We start from the raw sequence: 19,655 nt of genomic DNA on the forward strand, positions 1-19,655 counted from the left end.
GGTCCACGCCGACCGGCAGGTCGTGCACGATCTTCGCGTCGGTCCGCGTGCGCACGTCGGTCAGCTGGGTCTCGCACAGCCGCTGCAGCCAGGCGTGGAAGGCGACCCGGTCGGCAAGCTCGGCACGGGCGCGCGCCACCGCCGGGCCGTCCGGATGCCGCAGGTCAGCGGGCCATTCGTGCCAGTCGCCGCCATGGCGCTCGGCCAGCGCGCAGAACGTGGCGAAGTCACGTAGATCGTCGGCCATGGGTTCGGGGGTACCCCGCCAGAGGATTTCCAGTGCGGCGACTTTGGCGGTCCACACGGCGTCGTAGTCGATCAGCTCGGTGCGCGCGGGCGCGAGCCGCAGGACGCTCTCCCTGGTCGCCGCGTCGGCGTGCTGGAACTCCGCGATCTCGGTGATCCGCAGGTAGACGGGGTTGGCGAAGCGCCGGCTCGACGGCGAGTACGGGGAGCGCCGCACGGGCAGGGTCGGCGTGATGGCCTGGACGGGGTTGACGAGGACGACACCGGCGCCGGAGCGCTGCGTGAACTCCCGCAGGTCGGCGAAGTCGCCGATGCCCCACGAGCCCGGCGAGTGGAGCGCGTACAGCTGCAGCATCCAGCCCCACGCCGGGTCCACCGGCGGCAGACGGCGCGGGGTGACGATCAGCTCACTGCCGTCATCGAGCAGGTGATATCCGAGTGGGGGAGTGTCTGGACCGTCCGTGACCACCCTGGTGGTGGACGGGACGGCCGGGCCCATCTCGTCGAGAACCGCGCGCACGACGTCCTCCGCCACCGTGACGCGCTGGCGTTCCGCGTTCTCGTACCAGGTGGCAACTCCACGCGCTCTGGCGAGCGCGCTCAGCTGTGGGTCCATCCGGTAAGGATGTCAGTAGTCGTTCAGCGGTTAGTGCAGCGTGCGCTGGCTCGGCAGTGGCCGCAGGTCGTCACGGGCGGCGAGCAGCGCCTCCCTGGCGTGGTCGAGATCGTCCTGGCCGAGGCCGACACGGGCGTCACGGACCTCCCGCACGGCGGGCGCGACGCGGCACGTGTCGCCGGAGGCGGCCGTCCAGGCGAGCGCGGTGCGGAGGACGTCGTCGAGGCGGGACAGGTCGGCGTCGTCGGTCAGTCCGGCGAGCACGGTGTCCACGGCGCGGCGAAGGCGCTCGCCGGGGAATGGTAAGGGGCGTTTGCGGATGGTGGGTAGTCGTCTTGGGGACTGCACGGACAGCTGTTGCTTGGTCACCGCGACCCTCCAAGTTGGCTGGGCGGTTCCGGCGGGTCCCCTGGCGGTCCCGCGGCCGGCCCAACGCCATCGATCCTCGCACTCTTGACAGTCTCAGCACAGTGTGAAAAGGAAGTAATAACCCCAGGTTCACCGTGTTAACCCTCACTTACCACGTTGACATATCGCCAACGGCGGGAGTCACCGGAGAATCTGGTCACGGAGAGTCCGCCGCGACAGTTGGTCGGCCTGGCGGGTGCTCTCCGGCAGCCGGAACTTCGGGGTGAGGGCCAGCACCTGCGCACAGGCCGTGTCCAGGTCCACGAGGTGGCCGATCGACACGAAGACGGGCTTGACGTCCTGCTGGGTGCGCAGGGCCGCGCCGACCTCGTCGCCGCCGTCGACGAGCGGGGCACGCGCGCCGCGGGTCCGGCCCGGCGCCGCGAACTCGCCCATCGGCGTCTTGGCGACGCCGATCGCCGGCAGGCCCGTCTCGATGCCCAGGTGGCAGGCCAGGCCGAAGCGGCGCGGGTGGGCGAGGCCGTGACCGTCGGCCACCAGCACGTCGGGGGTCACCGCCAGGCGGGCGAACGCGTCGAGCAGCGCCGGCAGCTCGCGGAACGCGAACAGCCCCGGCACGTAAGGAAAGTCCGCCTCGGCCACCGCGGTCGCCGACTCCAGCACCTGGCCCGTCGCGATCGACACCGTCACGACCGCGGCCGCCACGAGCGGCGAGTCCGTCGCGTACGCCACGTCGAGGCCCGCGGCGGTGCGGGGCGCGAAGCCCGGCGGCGCCGACCGGACGACCGAGCCCGCCAGCTCGACCTGCAGGCGGACGGCGTCCTCGACCGATGACGGCACCCTCACGCGCGGGAGGTTACTCAGGTGACGTCCGGGAACAGCAGCGACAGCGGGCCGGACAGCGCGCCACGGACCCTGCGGGACGTCTCGTCGGCCACGACCTCCGGCTGACCGGCCTCGACCCCGTCGAGCAGGAGGTTCGCGATCACCAGCGGGTCGCTCTTCGGCGCGTCGATGTGCGTGGTCAGGTCGGTGTCCATGTAGCCGACGTGCAGGGCCGTGACCAGCGTCTTCTGGTCCGCGAGGGCGAGGCGGAGCCCGTTGGTCAGCGACAGCTGCGCGGCCTTGGCGGCGGAGTAGGCGGGGAACAGGGGGGAGGAGGTCCACGACAGCACGGACAGCACGTTCACCAGCGCGCCGCCGCCGTTAGCGGCGAGCGCCGGGGCGAACGCCCTGGTCACCGACAGCGTGCCGAAGTAGTGGGTCTCCATGTCGTACCGGATGTCCGCGAGGTCGCCGCCGAGGAAGCCGGCGCCGGCGCTGGAGCCCGCGTTGTTGATCAGGAGGTCGACGTCGGTCGCGAGGGCGGCGGCCGCGGCGACCTGTGCGGGGTCGGTGATGTCGAGCCGCACCGGGACGACGCCGGGCAGGTCGACGGACTCGGGGTCGCGGGCACCGGCGTACACCTTTGCCGCGCCGCGGTCGAGGAGTGCCTGTGCGAAGCGCCGGCCGAGGCCCCGGTTGGCGCCGGTGACGAGGGCGGTCGCGCCGTTGATCTGCATCTCGTGCTCCCTGGAAAGTCTGAGTTGGTATTTCCAAGTTAGCATGAGTAGGGTTTTCCAATCCAGCGGTATGATGGAGGTCATGGAGACGCCTTGCTCGATCGCTCGCACCCTCGAGGTGCTCGGCGAGCGGTGGACGTTCCTGGTCGTGCGTGAGGCCCTGGCCGGGACGACCCGCTTCGCCGACTTCCGCGCCACGCTCGGCGTGGCCCCCGACATCCTCACGAACCGGCTGAACACGCTGGTCGAGGCCGGGGTCCTGACGCGCCGGCCGTACCAGGAGGAAGGCAAACGGACCCGCCACGAGTACCACCTGACCCCGGCGGGCAACGAGCTACGCGTCGTCCTGGGCGCCCTACAACAGTGGGGCGACACTCACCGCCCCTACTCCAAGGGCCCGACGATCACCCGCCGCTCCCTGGACAACCGCCCCCTAAACGTCGCCTACGTAGACGACACCGGCCACGAGGTCCCCCTCAACGAGGTCCGCTTCATCCGCACCTGACCCCGCGAGTCCCGCGTTCAAACACCACGAGTCCCGCGTTCACACCTACCGAGTTGCGTTTTCGTGCAGATCCGTTTGCACGAAAACGCGACTCGATGTGTTCGAACGCGGGACTCGCGGATGTGGGGGCGTCATGGGAGGGCGGGGGTCACTCGGCGGACCGGCTGGCGTTCGGAGCGGGTCAGCCAGCGGCGTAGGCGCGACGGCCGCTGGCGGCGGCGGGCCTTCCTGGCCTGCCGGGCCAACGCCGCGTTCCTGGCGCGCTCGAGGCGGTAGTTCATCTCGGCCTGGACGAGTTCCTGGCTGGTGATCATTTTCCTTCTCCTTGTCTCGCTGACAAGGAGAAGATTCGTCCTGAGGCCTGGGTGAGGGCATCGGATGATCACGTACGAGTGGCCGGCGGGACCCCTTACCCGGCGGCTCGAAGGGCGTTCAGGCGGGCGGGTAAGGGGGTAGCGCGAGCCACTCCCGCCAGCTGAGGTCCCGGCCCGGGTACCTGGGCTTCTCGAACGGCCAGACCCGCGCGACCCACCGCGGCACGACGATCTCCAGCGCGTCCTCCAGCGGGGTACCGGCGCGGTCGTCGACCACCCACCAGCTGATCTCCGCGTCGGCGCCGGCCCGCTCCGGCGGGTCGATGTACACACAGCCGAGCAGCTCGGTCTCGGCGAGGTTCAGCAGCGCGTAGTTGAAGGACTCGTGCGCGGCGATCTCCCGCTCGTGCCTGGCGAGGTCGGCGCGGTCCTCCTCGATGGTCATGGTCTCCGGCGGCCAGCCCCAGGCCTCGCCGTAGAGCTGCCACAGCCGCTCCCGCGACCCCATCACCGCCGGGTAGTCGATCTCCGTGTCCGACTCCCGGATGGGCCGCAGGTGGTAGCCGTCCATGACCGGGACGGTCGTGGGATGCGCGAAGTCAGCGGGTAGCCAGGCCATGGGACGGCACGCTACCGCGCCGGTTTGGCACGCACGTGCATCCGCTCGCCCTGCTTGCCGAACAGGCTGAGGATCTCCACCGGATGTTCGTCCGCCGAGCCGAACCAGTGGGGCAGCCGGGTGTCGAACTCGGCCGCCTCGCCGGGCTGCATGACGATGTCGTGGTCGGCGAGCAGCAGCCGGGCGCGCCCGGACAGCACGTACAGCCACTCGTAGCCCTCGTGTGTCCGCTGCTCGGCGGGCCGGCCGGGCGGGATGATCATCTTGTACGCCTGCGGGCCGCCCGGCTGCCTGGTCAGCGGCACGATCGTGCGGTCGCCCAGCCTTCGCGGCTCCAGGCGGATCCGCGGGTCGCCGACCTCGGGCGCGCCGACCAGCTCGTCCAGCGGCACCTGGTGGGCCATGGAGATCGGCAGCAGCAGCTCGAGGCTCGGCCTGCGCTGGCCGGACTCCAGGCGGGACAGCGTGCTCTTCGAGATGCCGGTCGACTCGGACAGCTCCACGAGCGTGACGTTGCGCTGGGTGCGCAGCCGCCGCAGCCGGGGCCCGACCTCGGCGAGCGCGTTCGCGATCGGATCGGTCATGTTCCCAGTATCGGCAACGAATGTTGTCGGTGCAGGGATTTCCGCCGATGCTGGCCATGGAGGTGATCGCGATGTACGACGTGGTGATCGTCGGAGGTGGTCCGGCTGGACTGTCGGCGGCGTTGGTACTGGGACGGGCGCGGCGGACGGTCGCGGTGGTCGACTCGGGCGAGCCGCGCAACGCGGCCGCGCACGAGTCGCACGGGTTCCTGACCAGGGACGGGGTGCCGCCGGGCGAGCTGCTGGCGCTGGGCCGCGCGGAGGTGACCGGCTACGGCGTGGAGATCCTGGACGACCGGGTGGTCTCCGTGGCCGCGGGGTTCGAGGTGCGGCTCGGGTCGGGGCGGGTGCTCCAGGCGCGGAAGCTGCTCGTCACGGCCGGGGTGCGGGACGAGCTGCCGGACGTGCCGGGGGTCGCGGAGCTGTGGGGCGACCAGGTGCACTTCTGCCCGTACTGCCACGGCTACGAGGCACGGGACGAGCAGGTGGGGGTGCTAGCGGACGGTCCACTGGGGGTCATGAAGGCGGTCATGCTGCGGGCGTGGGCGCCGGACGTGGTGCTCTTCCCCGGCGACTACCAGCCCACGGACGACGAGGCCGCCCAGCTCGACGAGCGGGGGATCGCCGTCGAGCCCGGCAAGGTCACGCGGCTGGCCGTCACGGATGGCCGGCTCACCGGCGTCGACCTGGCCGACGGTCGGACGGTCGTCCGCACCGCGATGTTCGTCAACCCGGAGTTCGTGCCGAAGGACACGCTGCTCAAGGACCTGGGCTGCGACCTGGACGACCAGGGCTGGGTGCGCGTGGACCCGGCAGGCCGGACGAGCGTCGACGGCGTCTGGGCGGCCGGCAACGTGGTCGACCCACGGGCCCAGCTGATCAGCTCGGCCGCCGCCGGCGCGACAGCCGCCGTACAGCTCAACCACGACCTGATCTTCAACCCCCGCGAGTCCCGCGTTCAGCCATAGCGAGTCGCGCGTTCGCGCACAACGAGTTGCGGTTTCGTGCACACGGGCCACGCCAGGACCTGCACGAAACCGCAACTCAGTGTGTTTGAACGCGGGACTCGGTAGGTGCGAGCGCGGGACTCGCGAGCGGGCTGGGGTGGGTCACAGGGGGTTTCGGCGGTTGCGGTCGAGGTCTGCTGGGCTGGGTCGGGTCGGCCTGGTCGGTGGGGGCGCGGTCTGGGACCCGCCCCGGTCGTCAGGCGGCTGTTCGCCCTGTTGGGGTGGGCGGGCGACGTCGCCGCGCCAGGCGCCGGTCTCGGCGTCGTGGTGCTCGATGAAGTCGCGGAACCGGTCGAGGTCGCCCTGGATCCGGCTGCCCACCACGCCGAGGGCGGCGCCGGCCTTCTCGGTGAGCGACTCCGGTGCGTACTCCATCTGCAGGTGCACGCGGGTGGTCTGGTCGTCAAGGCGGTGGAACGTCACCACGCCGGCGTGGCGCGGGCCGTCGACCGACCGCCACGCGACCCGCTCGTCCGGGTGCTGCTCGGTGATCTCCGCGTCGAACTCACGCGTCACGCCACCGATCGTGGTGTGCCAGTGCGTCCTGGTCGGCGTGGTCTGCTCGATCCGGTCCACACCCGACATGAACCGCGGGAAGGACTCGAACTGCGTCCACTGGTTGTACGCCGTCCGCACGGGCGCCCTGACATCCACCGACTTCTCGATGGTGGTCACAGATGCCACTCCTCTCTTGGTGTTCCTGGCCTGGGGAACCGGAGGTCCTAACGCATACCCGCCAGCGCCGCCGCGACACCGTCGACCACCTCGGGATGCCCGAGGGGCAGCGGCGCCTCGATCCGGTCGCTCGGGCCCGAATGGCTCCGTGCGACGACCCGCACGTCGATGTCCGTGCCGTCCAGGGGGTCGGCCTCGCCGGCCGGGTCGACCAGCAGCACGGTGCTGACGATGTGGGCGAACTGGCGCGCGATCGCGATCGCGGCCGGGCAGGCCTCGCCGCTCGCCACGATGTTCGCGGGCACCCTGCGGTCGGAGAGCGCCTCGAGCACGTCCTCGATGTCCTCCAGCGAGTGCTCGGCGGCGGGAGTGCGGCACCAGGCGATCTGGAAGTGCTCGGCGAGCCCGTGCCACGTCGGCGGCACGTCGTGCTTGGCGGAGCCGGCCGGGTCGACGACCACGAGCGCCGGCCCGTCGTGCCGTCCCGCCCAGACCACCGACGCGCCTTCGGCACGCGGGCCTTCCCTGCCGAACTCTCGCATGACCGGGGGGATACCGCGCGTGATCTGGGGTGAAACGTCTACTCGCGGACGACCTCGGCCGGCGGCTTGTCGGTGCGCAGGCCGCCGAACCGCGGGTGTCGCAGCCGTCCCTCGCGTGTCCACTCGCTGAACCCGACCTGCACCACCAGCTCGGGCCGGATCCAGTGCGCGGTCGGCTCCGGCACCTGGTCGGCGAACGGCGACTCCTCCTGCGCCATGGCGTCCATGCGGACCCGCAGCGCACGCAGTGTGGCGTGGTCGTAGCCGGTGCCGACCTTGCCGGCGTACCGGAGCAGCCCGTCCTCGTGGTAGCCGACGATCAACGCGCCGAAGCCGGCCCGCGACCCCTGCGGCTCGGTGAACCCACCCACGACGAACTCCTGGCCGCGCAGGCACTTGAACTTGAGCCAGTCCGCGGATCGCCCGCCGCGGTACGGGGAGTCGGCGCGCTTCGCGATCAGGCCCTCCCAGCCGTGGTCGCAGGCGTACTTGTAGTAGGCCTCGCCCTCGCCGTCGCGGTGCTCGGAGTACCGCAGCGCGCCGCCGAAGCGGAACGCCGTGCGCAGGATCGACTTGCGTTCGCGCAGCGGCCGGCCGGTGAGGTCGAGCCCGCCGAGGGACAGCAGGTCGAACACGTAGTAGAAGGCGGCGTCGCCGTCGCGGATGATCTCACCGTCGGTGATGAAGTGTGTGCCGCCCGCCGCGGCGAGCAGCTCGACCAGCTCGGGATAGCCGTCGTCGAGCCGTTTGTGGTTGCGCGACCACAGCTGTGGCCGCCAGCCATCACGGATGGACATGGCGCGCACGCCGTCCATCTTTCGCTCGAAGACCCAGTCCTCGTCGGAGAAACGTCGGTCGGTCGGCGTGGCGAGCATCAACTCGGGCGGCTCGATCATCTCTCGTCTCGGTGATCGTTGAACGTGCAATTTGCATACCCAGAGTTGCGGATTCTAATCCGTTGTTATCAACGCCGTGCACCGACCCGCCGAAAGAGTGACGAACGATCAAACTCCGGGTATACGACCACCCCGACAAGGTGACCTCGACCAGGTGGCATCCCGGTGAGGTAAGGGCTTTCCAGTCTTTCGTCCGAAATGGACGGTCAGGGGCTCTGATCGAGCAGTGCGGCGCGTATGTCGGGGCTCACCGGCAGCACGTCGAGGAGGTGCACCAGGCTGAGCGGGCGGATGACCATGCGCTCGGTGGCGACCAGTCGTAGCCGCCCGTCACGCCGGATCAGTGCGGCACGCGCATCGAGCAGGACCGAGATCGCGGCGGCGCCGAAGAACGACACCTCGGACAGGTCGCAGACCAGTAGTCGCACGGATTGGTCGGCGGTGAGCGGGGCGAGCGCCGCCTTCAGGGATGCCACGGTCGCGATGTCGATCTCGCCCGTGACGGTCACCAGCGCGGCACCGTCCCGCATGGGTCTTACCCCGATACTCAACGGCACGTCATACGGCCGGCCACCAGCCATGATGCCTCCACTCGCAGAAGAGACACGGCTGACTTCGTAACCGTGGGCGAAAAACTCGCGCAAGGTTAGCAAGTGGTCTTGCCGTGGCACGGAGGCACGCCCAGACTCCGGGTGTGCCCAATGACATCGTGACCGTGGCGAGCGAGCTCGCCGAGTTCTCCCGCCTCGTCGCGGACGACGACTTCTCGTCGTCCACGGAGAAGTTCGTCAGCAGGCTCGTCAAGACGATCCCCGGCTGTGACGACGCGCTCATCACCGTCCGTTCGCCGACCGGGGTCGAGACCGTCCAGTCCACCGGTGACCTCGGGTTCGACCCGCTGGCGCCCGGTCCGATCGTGGAGGCGGTGACGTTCCGGGAACCGAGGCAGCTCGGCGACGTCATGGCCGACCAGCGCTGGCCCTCGTTCGCGACGCAGCTGGTGAACGCCGGTTACCGCAGCTGCCTGACCCTGCCCCTGTCCACCCGGGGGGACGAGTCGGCCGTGCTCACCCTGCTGTCCCGGGACGAGGGGCAGTTCGACGAGTCGTCGTACGACGTGGTGTTGTTGCTCACCCTCCACGCCGGGGTCGCCTTCGACAACGCGGCGATCTACCACGACAGCCTGGAGCTGGTCGGCCAGCTGCGGACGGCGCTGCGCACCCGGTCGCTCGTCGGCCGGGCGCAGGGCCTGCTGATGCGCGACCGGGGCTACGACTCGGACGAGGCGTTCTCGGCTCTGAGACGGGCGTCCCAGAACAGGAACGTGAAGCTGCGGGACCTCGCCGCCCAACTCGTCGCCGCCCACGAGAACGGCAGCTTCGACAAGCTTGTGCTCGACATCACCGCCGGCTAGTCCGGCCCGGGTCAGGCCGCCCGCGCGACCGACTCCGCGTCGAGCAGGGCCTCGACCGCGGTCGCGGCCACCGCGGGCGCACCGGCCGCCTCGACCCTGGTCGCGAGCCGCCGCGCGGTGACCAGTGTCGGCTCGTCGACCCGCATCCGCTCGACCGCCTGGCGCAGCTCCTCGGCGGGCTGCTCGGCCGGCGCGACGATCCGCCCGACCCCAAGCGCGACCACGTGCCGCGCGTATCCGGTCTCCTCGGCCGTCTCCGGCGCCAGCACCATCGGCACACCCGCGCGCAGGGCCGCGCTCACCGCCGCCAGCCGCCCGTCGGTCAGGAACACGTCCGCATGCGGCAGTCCCGCGAACCGGGTCGAGTCGCCGACCACGACCTGCCACTGGGTGTCGCCGAACGCCCGGACCAGCGGCCCGATCGGCGGCCCGTCCACCAGCAGCACCGGCCGCCGCCCACCGGGGCGCCACGGGTCGTGCACGGCGCCCCGCGGTCCCGGCAGGGTGAAGACGTACGAGCTGGACCGCTCGCCCGGCCACTCGCGGCCGCCGGCCAGGTTCGTGCCGGCCACCACCACCGGCACGGCACCGAACGCGCCGGCCGCCTTGGCCGTGCGCGGATCGGCCACCACGGCGTCCACGGGGCCCTGTGACCGGAACACGGGCATGTCCAGCAGGCCGCGCTCGTCCCGGCCGAAGCGCAGGATCCGGACCCCGGGCCCCGCCGTCTCGTCGACGTACGGGTCGCCGGACGCGAACGTGACCTGGTGCCCGCGCCCGCCGAGCTCCTCCGCGAGCCGCAGTGTCGGGTACAGGTGCCCCCGGTCGGGCCGGCTGAGAAACAGGAGGTGCATGCCGAAGAACCTAGGTCGCACCGGTCGTGGCGGTCTTGAAACGGGATGGAGGCGGGTGGCCCCGCGCCCGCGCATCCGCTAGGGGGCAAGGCGGCGATGGTGTGACCAAACGGACATAGCGGGCGGGGTTGTCCGGGTGGATGCCGAGCCGGCTGGATAGGGTCGGGCGGTGGCAAGCAGGTGGATGTCCTGGACCGTCCTCGTGCCGGTGCTCGGTGTGCTGGCGCTCGCCGTCACGTGGGGCCATGACCTCGGCACCGTCTTCGTCGTGCTCGTGGCCGTCGTGCTCGCCGGCGCCGTGCTCGCGGCCGTGCACCACGCCGAGGTGGTCGCACACCGGGTGGGGGAGCCGTTCGGGTCCCTGGTCCTCGCGGTCGCGGTCACCGTGATCGAGGTCGCGCTGATCGTCACGCTGATGGTCTCCGGCGGCAAGGGCTCCGCGTCCCTCGCGCGGGACACCGTCTTCGCCGCGCTCATGATCACCACGACCGGGATCGTCGGCCTGTCGCTGCTGGTCGGGGCACGCCGGTTCCACGTCACGCTCTTCAACGCCGAGGGCAGCGGCGCCGCCCTCGCCACCGTCACCACCCTGGGCACGCTCAGCCTCGTGCTGCCCACGTTCACCACCAGCCAGCCCGGCCCGGAGTTCTCGCCGGCACAGCTGACCTTCGCGGCATTCGCCTCGCTGGTGCTCTACGGCACGTTCGTGCTCACGCAGACCGTCCGGCACCGGGACTTCTTCCTGCCCGTCACCCAGACCTCGGAGAACGACGGCGAGAAGAACGACGGCGAGAAGAACGACGACGAGAAGAACGACGGCGAGAAGAACGACGAGGCCGGCCACGCCCCGCCACCCACCAGCCGCGCCGCGCTCACGAGCCTCGGGCTGCTGCTCGTCTCGCTCGTCGCGGTCGTGGGGCTCGCCAAGGTCGAGTCGCCCGCCATCGAGGACACCGTCGCGGCCGTCGGGTTCCCACCCTCGTTCGTCGGTGTCGTCATCGCGATGCTCGTCCTGCTGCCCGAGACGCTCGCGGCCGTGCGGGCCGCGCGCTGGGGGCGCATCCAGACCAGCCTCAACCTCGCGTACGGGTCCGCGATGGCCAGCATCGGCCTGACGATCCCGACCATCGCGCTGGCGTCGATCTGGCTCGACGGGCCGCTCGTCCTCGGCCTGGGCCCCACGCAGCTGGTGCTGCTCGTGCTGACGGTCGTGGTCAGCGTGCTCACGGTCGTGCCCGGCCGGGCCACCCGCCTCCAGGGCGGCGTGCACCTCGTGCTGCTGGCCGCGTTCCTCTTCCTGGCGGTCAGTCCCTGAGCAGCGCGCCCACCGCGTCGACCACGACCTGGCGGCGGCGTGCCTCCGGGATGCCGGTCGCGTGCGCGGCCATCTCCGGGGCCATCGAGCTCCAGAGCGCGGACAGGTGCACGACCATCGTGAGCAGCTCCACTGCCGTGAACCGGGTCGTGAGCAGGCCGTCGGCCTGGGCCTTGGCGATGGCCGCGAGCTTGTCCCGCGTGCTCGCCACCACGACCTCGACCGCCGCGTAGCCCTCGCCCTCCAGCCGGTACCACTTGGCGAGCCGCTCCTTGACCGGGTCACGCACGAACCGGTCGAACAGCCGGCCCGCGTAGTCCGGCAGGTTCGTCGCGTCGATGGGCGCTTCGCGCAGCGTGTCCCGCGCCAGCTCGCTCATCACCGCCTCGAACAGGCCGTCCTTGTTCCCGAAGTAGTGGTAGATCTGCGCCTTGTTGCTCTTCGCCGCGGTCGCGATCCGGTCCACCCGCGCGCCCGCTATCCCGTACTCGGCGAACTCCCTGGCCGCCGCGTCCAGCAGCCGCCGCCGGGTTGCCTCCGCGTCACCAGCCATGCCGACAAGGTACCTGACTAACCGTCTAGTTGACAGCGGGGTGCCACGGTGCTTTCCTGGTGAGAGGAGCTAACCAAACAGTCAGTTAGGAAAAGAGCATGACAAAGGTCTTCCTCGTCACCGGCAGCTCACGCGGCCTCGGCCGGCACATCGCCGAGAAGGTGCTGGCCGCCGGTCACTCGCTGGTCGCGACCGCCCGCCGGCCGGAGCAGCTGGCCGGCCTGGCCGAGCGCTACGGCGACCGGGTGCGCACGGTGGCGCTCGACGTGACCGACCCACGGGCCGCGCAGGCGGCCGTGGACACCGCGGTCGAGGCGTTCGGCCGGTTGGACGTGGTGGTCAACAACGCCGGCTACGCCAACTCGGGGTCGGTCGAGGACACGCCCGCGGACGACTTCCGCGCGCAGGTCGACGCCAACTTCTTCGGCGTGGTCAACGTGACCAGGGCCGCGCTGCCCGTGTTGCGCGAGCAGGGCGCGGGCCACGTCGTCCAGGTCTCGTCGGTGGGCGGCCGGGTGACCACGCCCGGACTGTCCGCGTACCAGTCGGCGAAGTTCGCGGTCGGCGGCTTCTCGGAGGTGCTCGCGAAGGAGGTCGCGCCGCTGGGTGTCAGGGTCACCGTGCTGGAGCCGGGCGGCATGCGGACCGACTGGGCGGGCTCGTCCATGGCCGTCCACCCCGTCTCGCCGGCCTACGAGCCGACGGTCGGCGCGATCAACGCGGTGCGGACCACGCTCATGGCCCGCGCGGCGAGCGACCCGGCGAAGGTCGCGGACGTCGTGCTGGCGCTCGTCGAAATGGCCGAGCCGCCGGTGCGGCTGCTGCTGGGCAGCGACGCGGTCCGGTTCGCCGGTCAGGCCGAGCGGAGCCGCGCCGAGTCCGACGCGAGCTGGCGTGAGCTGTCGGAGTCCACGGACTACGACGACCTCACCGAGGAGAACCTCGACCCGCTGGCGACGCTGCGGGGTTAGAGTCCCGAACCGTGATTCATGTGGCTCTGTTGCGCGGTATCAACCTCGGCTCGAAGCGGCGCGTCGCGATGGCCGACCTGCGGGCGTGGCTGACCGACCTCGGGTACGAGGACGTGCGCACGTTGCTACAGAGCGGAAACGTGGTGCTGCGGACGAACAGGCGGCCGGACACCGTGCGCGGGGAGGTGGAGGCGGCGCTCGCGAAGGGCGCCGGTTTCACCGTCGACTGTGTCATGCGCACCGCGCCGGAGCTGCGTGCGGTCGTCGACCTCGACCCGTTCCGCGAGGTGGTCACCGACCCTTCCCGGTACGTGGTGTCCTTTCTCGACGGGCCGGGGAAGTGGCCGGAGATCGACGCGGCCGGGTATGAACCCGAACGTGTGCATCTCGCCGAGCGAGAGGCGTACTTCTGGTTACCCAATGGTCAAATGAAATCGCCCATTCTGGCCGCTTTTCCGGCGCGAAGGGGTGAAGTGGCCACGGTCCGCAACTGGAACACTGTGACGAAACTCCTGGCGATGGCCGAAGACGGGCAATGACTGGTCCGACCACGCCGCCCGGTCGTGGTCAGGTGGGTCTGCTCTCTACCATCACGTGCCATGTCCGGTCTCAGTTTGTTGACCCTCAACATCGGCAGTCCGTCAGAAGAGCGGGCGCACCGCCAGCTGGCGTGGCTCGCCACCAGGCACGAGGACGTCCTCGTGCTGACCGAGACCAGGACGAGCGACGGCTGCCGGCACCTGGCGGACGCCTTCCGCACGGCCGGCTACGCGGTCCTCTACCCGAAACCGGCACCGGCCGAATACGGCGTCATGATCGTCAGCAGGTTGCCCGTCAAGGCCGACCCGATCGTGAAAACCCTGACCTACCTACCCAATCGGGTGGCTGGCGTAATGATTTCCACCCAGACGGGTGTGGTTCGCGTGGTCGGCACTTACGTTCCGACGCGAGACGCGACGGCGGAGAAGACCGAACGCAAGCGCCGATTCCTCGCCGAGTTCAACACCGCGCTGGCCACCCCGGGCCTCTCCGAGGCCGGCGCCCAGACCGTGCTGCTGGGCGACCTGAACGTGATCGAGCCGGAACACGAGCCGGAACACGCGTCGTTCCGCTGGTTCGAGTACGACTTCTACAGAGGCCTGACGGACAGACACGGCCTGGTGGACGCCTTCCGCCACCTGCATCCCGACGCGGTCGAACACAGCTGGATCGGCCGGACCGGTGACGGTTATCGCTACGACCACGCCCACTGCACCAAGGAACTGGTCGAGGAGCTGGTGGAGTGCGAGTACATCCACGAGCCGAGGACGACGAGACTGACCGACCACTCCGGACTGTCGCTGCGGTTCTCCCGCGGCCCGAGCAGCCGGCTCGACACCTACGACCCGTTCGACGCGGCGACGCCGCCGACGTTGTTCTAGAAAGTCGTTCTAGGAAAGTCGTTCTGGGGAAAGTCGTTCTGGGAAAGGACTTCAGGCGACGGCGAGGAGCTTCGCCGCGCGGCGCCTGGCAAGCACGGCCTGCTTGTGCATGCGCACCGCCTCGGTGCCGGCGGCGTCCCCGGCTAATCGGTCGAGCAGATGTGCTTTTCGGGTATACCAGTCGGCGACCTCGTGGACGCCGGCCCGCGGGCCGGGCACGGCCCGCATCACGTTGCCCATCTCTTCCAGCGTTGTCATGGGAAAAGTGTGACTCCGGTCACCAATTACCCGCCAGTGACCGGGAACTCTGTGGCCGGTTAAACCGACATGTAAGGCACTATGACAGCCTCACGCCGCCAGATGGGGGTTCGCCCGCAGCAGTGCGGCGATCCGTGTCCACCACCCGTCGAGGGTCGGCTCGCCGAGCAGATCCTGGTACGTCACGGGCAGGCCGTGCACGCGCAGCTCGTTGACCAGCCGCATGACGCCGAGGGAGTCGAGCCCCAGCGCCAGGAGGTCCGTGCTGTCCTCGACGTCGGTACGGGAGGCCGAGGTCACCCGCACGATGGCGTCCGTCAGGTCGTCCCGGGTCAACGCGGTGTCGGTCACGTCCAGAAGCGTCGCATCCGGGCCTCGCGCCGGGCACAACTCTGACTGGTTCCGATACCGTGGGGGGGTACGGTAGGCTCGTCGGTAGGCGGCCACGGGCCGCGTGAACCTCACGAGGAGTGACTGGTGACTACGAACACGTACACGGTGACCGGGATGACCTGCGCACACTGCGTCGGCTCGGTGACCAGCGAGGTGTCCCAGATTCCCGGCGTCACCGACGTCCGGGTCGACCTGCCGTCCGGCCAGGTCACGGTCACCAGCGAGGCCCCGATCGACGTCGAGGCCATCCGGGCCTCGGTCGACGAGGCCGGCTACGAGCTGGCCAGCTGACGACGAACGCGCGGCGGGGTTGACGGAGGAGCGGAGCGAGTCATGAGCAGCGTGGGACTGAAGCTCGGTGGGTTGGCCGTGGCGGTCGTCGCCGTGTTCGGCGGCGCCTACGCCGTCGGGCAGCTCGTCGGTCCGGTTTCCCGCTCGCCGGAGCCCGCCGGGCACCAGGACATGGCCGAGGCGCACGGCGGGCACGACGAGGCCGCCGTGCCGAAGGGGTTGCAGGTCAGCCAGGACGGCATGACGCTGGAGGTGCTGAGCACCGGCCTCGTCGCCGGTCAGCCCGCCGACTTCGCGTTCCGGATCGTCGACACCGACGGCCACGCGGTCACCCGCTACACCGAGACGCACGACAAGCTGATGCACCTGGTCGTCGCACGCCGCGACCTGTCCGGCTTCCAGCACGTCCACCCGGCGATGACCGCGGACGGCACCTGGCACGTCCCGCTGACCTTCGCGAACGCCGGCGACCACCGCGTCTTCGCGGACTACCGGCGTGCCGGCGCCGCCGAAGGGGTGACGCTGGGTGCGGACGTCGCCGTGTCCGGCAACTACACCCCGGCACCGCTGCCGCCGCCGGCGCTGACCTCGGCGGTCGGCGAGTACCGGGTCACGCTGTCCGGCGAGCTGACCCCGGGCACGACGAGCAAACTGACGCTGACGGTCGACCGGAACAGCGTGCCGGTCACCGACCTGCAGCCCTACCTCGCGGCGTACGGGCACCTCGTCGCGCTGCGGCAGGGCGACCTCGCCTACCTGCACGTCCACCCCGGCGAGGGGGAGACGAGGGCGGGGCCGAGCATCGTCTTCTACGCCGAGGTGCCTTCCGCCGGCACCTACCGGCTGTACCTGGACTTCAAGCACGGTGACGTGGTGCGCACGGCGGAGTTCACCGTGGTGGCGGGAGAGCACGGACATGAGTGAGGTCGAGCTGGTCATCGGCGGCATGACGTGCGCGTCGTGCGCCGCGCGGATCGAGAAGAAGCTCAACCGCATGGACGGCGTCGAGGCGAGCGTCAACTACGCCACCGAGAAGGCGCTGGTGCGTGGCGAGGTGCCGGCCGAGAACCTGGTCGCGACCGTCGAGAAGATGGGCTACACCGCGCACGTGCCATCGCCGGAGCCGGCCGATGAGGAAGCGCCGGCGGACACCGAGGTGCACGCGCTGCGTACCCGCCTGCTGGTGAGCCTCGTGCTGGCCGTCCCGGTGGTGGTGCTGGCGATGGTGCCCGCGTGGCAGTTCGACTACTGGCAGTGGGCGTCGCTTTCCCTTGCGGCGCCGGTGATCGTGTGGGGCGCGCTGCCGTTCCACCGTGCCGCGTGGACGAACCTGCGCCACGGCTCGGCGACCATGGACACGCTGATCTCGATGGGCACGATCGCCGCCTTCGCGTGGTCGCTGTACGCGCTTTTCCTTGGCACGGCGGGGATTCCCGGCATGACCCACCCGTTCCGGCTGACGGTGGAGCCGTCCGAGGGAGCGGGGAACATCTACCTGGAGGTCGCGGCCGGCGTCACGGTGTTCATCCTGGCCGGCCGGTACTTCGAGGCACGCGCGAAGAGCCGCGCCGGGTCCGCGCTGCGTGCGCTGCTTTCCTTGGGTGTCAAGGAAGTGGCCGTGCTGCGGGACGGCTCGGAGAGCCGGGTCCCGATCGAGCGCCTCGCGGTGGGCGACAGGTTCCTGGTGCGGCCGGGGGAGAAGATCGCGACCGACGGCGTGGTCGAGGAGGGCGCGTCGGCGGTCGACGCGAGCATGCTGACCGGCGAGTCCCTCCCGGTGGAGGTGTCGGTCGGGTCGTCGGTGGTCGGCGCGACGTTGAACGTGGGCGGCCGCCTGGTCGTGCGGGCGACGAGGGTGGGCGCGGACACGCAGCTGGCGCAGATGGCGAGGCTGGTCGAGCAGGCGCAGACCGGAAAGGCGGCCGTACAGCGGCTGGCGGACCGGGTGTCGGCGGTGTTCGTGCCGGTGGTGATCGTGCTGGCGTTCGGGACACTGGGATTCTGGCTGGGCACGGGGGCGTCCGCGTCGTCGGCGTTCACGGCCGCGGTGGCGGTGCTGATCATCGCGTGCCCCTGTGCGCTGGGCCTGGCGACACCGACGGCGCTGCTGGTGGGGACGGGGCGCGGGGCGCAGCTGGGGATCCTGATCAAGGGCCCGGAGGTCCTCGAGTCGACACGGCGCGTGGACACGGTGGTGCTGGACAAGACCGGCACGGTGACGAGCGGCCGGATGTCACTCGTGTCGGTGATGGCGCCGGGTGTGCCCGAGGACGAGCTGCTGCGCCTGGCGGGCGCGGTGGAGGACGCGTCGGAACACCCGATCGCCAGGGCGATAGCCGAAGCGGCACGGGACAGGGTGGGCCCGCTGCCACCGGTGTCGTCGTTCGCGGCGATGGAGGGCCTGGGTGTACGCGGGACCGTCGAGGGCATCGAGGTGACGGCCGGCCGCGGTCAGCTGCCGGCGCTGCCCGCTGAGTTGGCCACGGCCAAGTCGGCGGGCGAGGCGGCGGGCCGCACGGTGGTGGCGGTCGCGTGGGAGGGCGCGGTGCGCGGGCTGCTGATGGTGTCCGACACGCTGAAGCCGACGAGCGCCGAGGCGGTCGCCCGCCTGCGGGCGCTGGGCCTGACGCCGGTGATGCTGACGGGCGACAACGAGCAGGTGGCCCGTTCGGTGGCGGCGCAGGTGGGGATCGACGAGGTGATCGCGGGAGTCCTGCCGGCGGGCAAGGTGGCGGCGATCAAGCGCCTCCAGTCCACCGGCAAGGTGGTCGCGATGGTGGGCGACGGCGTGAACGACGCGGCGGCGCTGGCACAGGCGGACCTGGGCCTCGCCATGGGCACGGGTACGGACGTGGCGATAGAGGCGAGCGACCTGACGCTGGTCCGGGGTGACCTGAGGGCGGCAGCGGACGCGATCCGCCTGTCCCGCCGCACCCTGGCGGTGATCAAGGGCAACCTGTTCTGGGCGTTCGCGTACAACGTGGCCGCGATCCCGCTGGCGGCGGCCGGCCTGCTGAACCCGATGCTGGCGGGCCTGACGATGGCGACCAGCTCCCTCTTCGTCGTGACGAACAGTCTGCGCCTACGGCGGTTCACGGCCCCGACCGACACCTCCCCGTCGCCGACCGCCACCCCGACCCGCGAACTCCAGGCCGTGTAACCGCGAGCGAATGGCCCGTTCGCACCACCCCGTTTTGTGGTGCCCGGCACTACGCTGGATCTTGGGGGCCGATGGCCATGCCCGTCACACTTCTCGGTGAACGTCACATGCGAACGTTCCATTCACGCAGGTCAGGCTCCGTTTTTGTCGGTGCCTGCCGGTAGTGTGGAACCAGGGGTCCCCCTTGCGGGGCTCGCGGGCGTGTGCCTGCGGATGTCGTGCGAACGGACTGTTCGTGTGGTGCCGGGTCTTCAGCCATGGCGACTGCCTGGGCCGTCTCATGGCGACGCCGGGGTTGCGGAGCTGGGGTTGACGTGGCCGGCGGGGTGCCGGTGCGGGGAGATGCCGAGGTTGCGGCTACCCGCGCAAAGCCGCCGAGACGGCACGAGTGCACAGGTCGATGGCCTCGTCCGGGGCGTTGAGCAGGTCGTCCATCTCCCGCAGGCCGGCGCGCGTCAGCAACTGCTTCTCGTTCGTGATCCATTCGCCGCGGGCGGCTAGGACGGCGTGGGCGGCGCATGAGGCACCGGTCGCCAGCAGGCCTGCCGTCTGTGCGCGGCGGCCGTGGGCGGCGTGACCGTCGCGGGCGTACGCCATCACCATCGAACCCCGTTCCCACCAGATGCCCGGTGCCCGGGCTCGCAGCAGTGGCGGGTACTCCGGCCTCGGCAGGGACCCGTGCAGCGTCACGTTGAGCGCCAGCTCCGCCACGACCAGGTACGACGGGATCCCGGCCAGGTGGAACATCAGCGGCTCGACGCGGAACCGTCCCTCCCGCGCCTCCGCCCACTCGTGCTCCACGCTGGTCAGGTCCCGGTAGTGCACGTCCACCCGCCGGCCCTCGAACGACAGCCACGCGCCCCCGTTGAACACCCCGCCGCCCCACCCGCCGAGCGGGGACACCGAGCCCGGCCAGCCGAGCGAGCGCAGGCACTCGGGATCGAACGTGTCGCGGTAGTACACCGCCACGTCCCAGTCACTCGACGGGCGGTTCGTGCCCTGTGCTCGCGAGCCGCCCAGGGCGACCGCGAGCACGTTGGGCAACGCCGCCAGCTCCGACGCCAACCGGTCCTCGAAACTCACCGGGACA

At 70.7% G+C, this 19,655-nt stretch carries 25 protein-coding genes and 1 pseudogene; 10 read left to right on the plus strand and 16 right to left on the minus strand.

Annotated features, from left to right (window positions below):
- From VET29_RS11345 to VET29_RS11360, 4 genes are all read right to left on the minus strand, one after another.
- Window positions 1-862, minus strand: an 862-nt coding sequence (locus VET29_RS11345) for a 4-alpha-glucanotransferase (protein WP_324918878.1), incomplete at its 3' end; no start/stop codon positions are given.
- 30 nt (window positions 863-892) lie between these two features.
- On the minus strand, window positions 893-1,231 hold the full coding sequence (locus VET29_RS11350) for a hypothetical protein (RefSeq protein ID WP_324918881.1): 339 nt from the start codon (window positions 1,229-1,231) through the stop codon (window positions 893-895).
- A gap of 180 nt (window positions 1,232-1,411) precedes the next feature.
- A complete protein-coding gene (locus tag VET29_RS11355) occupies window positions 1,412-2,077 on the minus strand; it encodes an endonuclease V (RefSeq protein WP_414636482.1) in 666 nt (221 codons plus the stop codon).
- A 14-nt stretch (window positions 2,078-2,091) separates the two neighbouring features.
- Window positions 2,092-2,793 (minus strand): SDR family oxidoreductase, encoded by a 702-nt coding sequence (locus VET29_RS11360; protein WP_324918884.1) that lies wholly within the window; start codon window positions 2,791-2,793, stop codon window positions 2,092-2,094.
- 82 nt (window positions 2,794-2,875) lie between these two features.
- Between VET29_RS11360 and VET29_RS11365 the strand changes: the two genes are divergently transcribed.
- Window positions 2,876-3,298: a helix-turn-helix domain-containing protein gene (locus VET29_RS11365; protein WP_324918887.1), complete on the plus strand. Its 423-nt coding sequence runs from the start codon at window positions 2,876-2,878 to the stop codon at window positions 3,296-3,298.
- A gap of 131 nt (window positions 3,299-3,429) precedes the next feature.
- Here VET29_RS11365 and VET29_RS11370 read toward each other — a convergent pair whose 3' ends face one another.
- From VET29_RS11370 to VET29_RS11380, 3 genes are all read right to left on the minus strand, one after another.
- A complete protein-coding gene (locus VET29_RS11370; protein WP_324918890.1) occupies window positions 3,430-3,612 on the minus strand; it encodes a hypothetical protein in 183 nt (60 codons plus the stop codon).
- A 118-nt stretch (window positions 3,613-3,730) separates the two neighbouring features.
- Window positions 3,731-4,231 carry a GNAT family N-acetyltransferase gene (locus VET29_RS11375; protein WP_324918893.1) on the minus strand — a complete coding sequence of 167 codons (501 nt, stop codon included), beginning with the start codon at window positions 4,229-4,231 and terminating at the stop codon, window positions 3,731-3,733.
- A gap of 11 nt (window positions 4,232-4,242) precedes the next feature.
- The gene (locus VET29_RS11380) at window positions 4,243-4,815 is read right to left on the minus strand and encodes a helix-turn-helix transcriptional regulator (protein ID WP_324918895.1); all 573 of its coding nucleotides are present in this window, start codon (window positions 4,813-4,815) and stop codon (window positions 4,243-4,245) included.
- A gap of 47 nt (window positions 4,816-4,862) precedes the next feature.
- Between VET29_RS11380 and VET29_RS11385 the strand changes: the two genes are divergently transcribed.
- Window positions 4,863-5,783 (plus strand): NAD(P)/FAD-dependent oxidoreductase, encoded by a 921-nt coding sequence (locus tag VET29_RS11385; RefSeq protein ID WP_324918898.1) that lies wholly within the window; start codon window positions 4,863-4,865, stop codon window positions 5,781-5,783.
- A gap of 255 nt (window positions 5,784-6,038) precedes the next feature.
- Here VET29_RS11385 and VET29_RS11390 read toward each other — a convergent pair.
- From VET29_RS11390 to VET29_RS11405, 4 genes and pseudogenes are all read right to left on the minus strand, one after another.
- Window positions 6,039-6,497 (minus strand): annotated as a pseudogene (locus tag VET29_RS11390) (SRPBCC family protein); the annotation flags it as partial.
- 47 nt (window positions 6,498-6,544) lie between these two features.
- Complete coding sequence (locus tag VET29_RS11395; protein ID WP_324918901.1) at window positions 6,545-7,039, minus strand: hypothetical protein; 495 nt, start codon at window positions 7,037-7,039, stop codon at window positions 6,545-6,547.
- 38 nt (window positions 7,040-7,077) lie between these two features.
- Window positions 7,078-7,935 (minus strand): ATP-dependent DNA ligase, encoded by an 858-nt coding sequence (locus VET29_RS11400; protein WP_324918904.1) that lies wholly within the window; start codon window positions 7,933-7,935, stop codon window positions 7,078-7,080.
- Window positions 7,936-8,141: 206 nt separating this feature from the next.
- Window positions 8,142-8,465, minus strand: coding sequence for an anti-sigma factor antagonist (locus VET29_RS11405; RefSeq protein ID WP_324918907.1), 324 nt, complete (start codon window positions 8,463-8,465; stop codon window positions 8,142-8,144).
- A gap of 164 nt (window positions 8,466-8,629) precedes the next feature.
- Between VET29_RS11405 and VET29_RS11410 the strand changes: the two genes are divergently transcribed.
- Complete coding sequence (locus VET29_RS11410; RefSeq protein WP_324918910.1) at window positions 8,630-9,349, plus strand: GAF and ANTAR domain-containing protein; 720 nt, start codon at window positions 8,630-8,632, stop codon at window positions 9,347-9,349.
- 11 nt (window positions 9,350-9,360) lie between these two features.
- Here VET29_RS11410 and VET29_RS11415 read toward each other — a convergent pair whose 3' ends face one another.
- The gene (locus VET29_RS11415; RefSeq protein WP_324918913.1) at window positions 9,361-10,203 is read right to left on the minus strand and encodes a nucleotide disphospho-sugar-binding domain-containing protein; all 843 of its coding nucleotides are present in this window, start codon (window positions 10,201-10,203) and stop codon (window positions 9,361-9,363) included.
- Between the two features lie 184 nt (window positions 10,204-10,387).
- Here VET29_RS11415 and VET29_RS11420 point away from each other — a divergent pair, with 184 nt between their 5' ends.
- The gene (locus VET29_RS11420) at window positions 10,388-11,518 is read left to right on the plus strand and encodes an ionic transporter y4hA (RefSeq protein ID WP_324918975.1); all 1,131 of its coding nucleotides are present in this window, start codon (window positions 10,388-10,390) and stop codon (window positions 11,516-11,518) included.
- On the opposite strand, the gene VET29_RS11425 is transcribed toward VET29_RS11420, so the two are convergent.
- Window positions 11,508-12,071 carry a TetR family transcriptional regulator gene (locus VET29_RS11425; RefSeq protein WP_324918915.1) on the minus strand — a complete coding sequence of 188 codons (564 nt, stop codon included), beginning with the start codon at window positions 12,069-12,071 and terminating at the stop codon, window positions 11,508-11,510. The genes VET29_RS11420 and VET29_RS11425 overlap by 11 nt on opposite strands.
- Window positions 12,072-12,169: 98 nt before the next feature.
- On the opposite strand from VET29_RS11425, the gene VET29_RS11430 reads away from it, so the two are divergent.
- The 3 genes from VET29_RS11430 to VET29_RS11440 are packed head-to-tail and all read left to right on the plus strand — an operon-like array spanning window position 12,170 to window position 14,463.
- Window positions 12,170-13,042 (plus strand): SDR family NAD(P)-dependent oxidoreductase, encoded by an 873-nt coding sequence (locus tag VET29_RS11430; RefSeq protein WP_324918918.1) that lies wholly within the window; start codon window positions 12,170-12,172, stop codon window positions 13,040-13,042.
- A gap of 11 nt (window positions 13,043-13,053) precedes the next feature.
- Window positions 13,054-13,581, plus strand: a complete 528-nt coding sequence (locus VET29_RS11435; protein ID WP_324918921.1) for a DUF1697 domain-containing protein — start codon at window positions 13,054-13,056, stop codon at window positions 13,579-13,581.
- 60 nt (window positions 13,582-13,641) lie between these two features.
- Window positions 13,642-14,463, plus strand: coding sequence for an endonuclease/exonuclease/phosphatase family protein (locus VET29_RS11440; RefSeq protein WP_324918924.1), 822 nt, complete (start codon window positions 13,642-13,644; stop codon window positions 14,461-14,463).
- Between the two features lie 51 nt (window positions 14,464-14,514).
- Here the strand turns inward: VET29_RS11440 and VET29_RS11445 are convergent, their stop codons facing one another.
- The gene (locus tag VET29_RS11445) at window positions 14,515-14,721 is read right to left on the minus strand and encodes a hypothetical protein (protein WP_324918927.1); all 207 of its coding nucleotides are present in this window, start codon (window positions 14,719-14,721) and stop codon (window positions 14,515-14,517) included.
- Between the two features lie 90 nt (window positions 14,722-14,811).
- Window positions 14,812-15,072 carry a phosphopantetheine-binding protein gene (locus tag VET29_RS11450; protein ID WP_324918930.1) on the minus strand — a complete coding sequence of 87 codons (261 nt, stop codon included), beginning with the start codon at window positions 15,070-15,072 and terminating at the stop codon, window positions 14,812-14,814.
- A 126-nt stretch (window positions 15,073-15,198) separates the two neighbouring features.
- Between VET29_RS11450 and VET29_RS11455 the strand changes: the two genes are divergently transcribed.
- The 3 genes from VET29_RS11455 to VET29_RS11465 are packed head-to-tail and all read left to right on the plus strand — an operon-like array spanning window position 15,199 to window position 18,565.
- Window positions 15,199-15,405 carry a heavy metal-associated domain-containing protein gene (locus VET29_RS11455; RefSeq protein ID WP_324918932.1) on the plus strand — a complete coding sequence of 69 codons (207 nt, stop codon included), beginning with the start codon at window positions 15,199-15,201 and terminating at the stop codon, window positions 15,403-15,405.
- A 42-nt stretch (window positions 15,406-15,447) separates the two neighbouring features.
- Complete coding sequence (locus VET29_RS11460) at window positions 15,448-16,329, plus strand: hypothetical protein (RefSeq protein WP_324918935.1); 882 nt, start codon at window positions 15,448-15,450, stop codon at window positions 16,327-16,329.
- Entirely contained in the window at window positions 16,322-18,565 is a 2,244-nt protein-coding gene (locus VET29_RS11465; protein ID WP_324918939.1) for a heavy metal translocating P-type ATPase, read from the plus strand. The genes VET29_RS11460 and VET29_RS11465 overlap by 8 nt, the downstream gene beginning before the upstream one ends.
- A gap of 357 nt (window positions 18,566-18,922) precedes the next feature.
- Here the strand turns inward: VET29_RS11465 and VET29_RS11470 are convergent, their stop codons facing one another.
- A complete protein-coding gene (locus VET29_RS11470; protein WP_324918941.1) occupies window positions 18,923-19,648 on the minus strand; it encodes a nucleotidyltransferase domain-containing protein in 726 nt (241 codons plus the stop codon).
- Between the last annotated feature and the right edge of the window lie 7 nt (window positions 19,649-19,655).

The sequence above is a fragment of the Actinophytocola sp. genome (genome assembly GCF_035634895.1).
GTDB lineage: Bacteria > Actinomycetota > Actinomycetes > Mycobacteriales > Pseudonocardiaceae > Actinophytocola.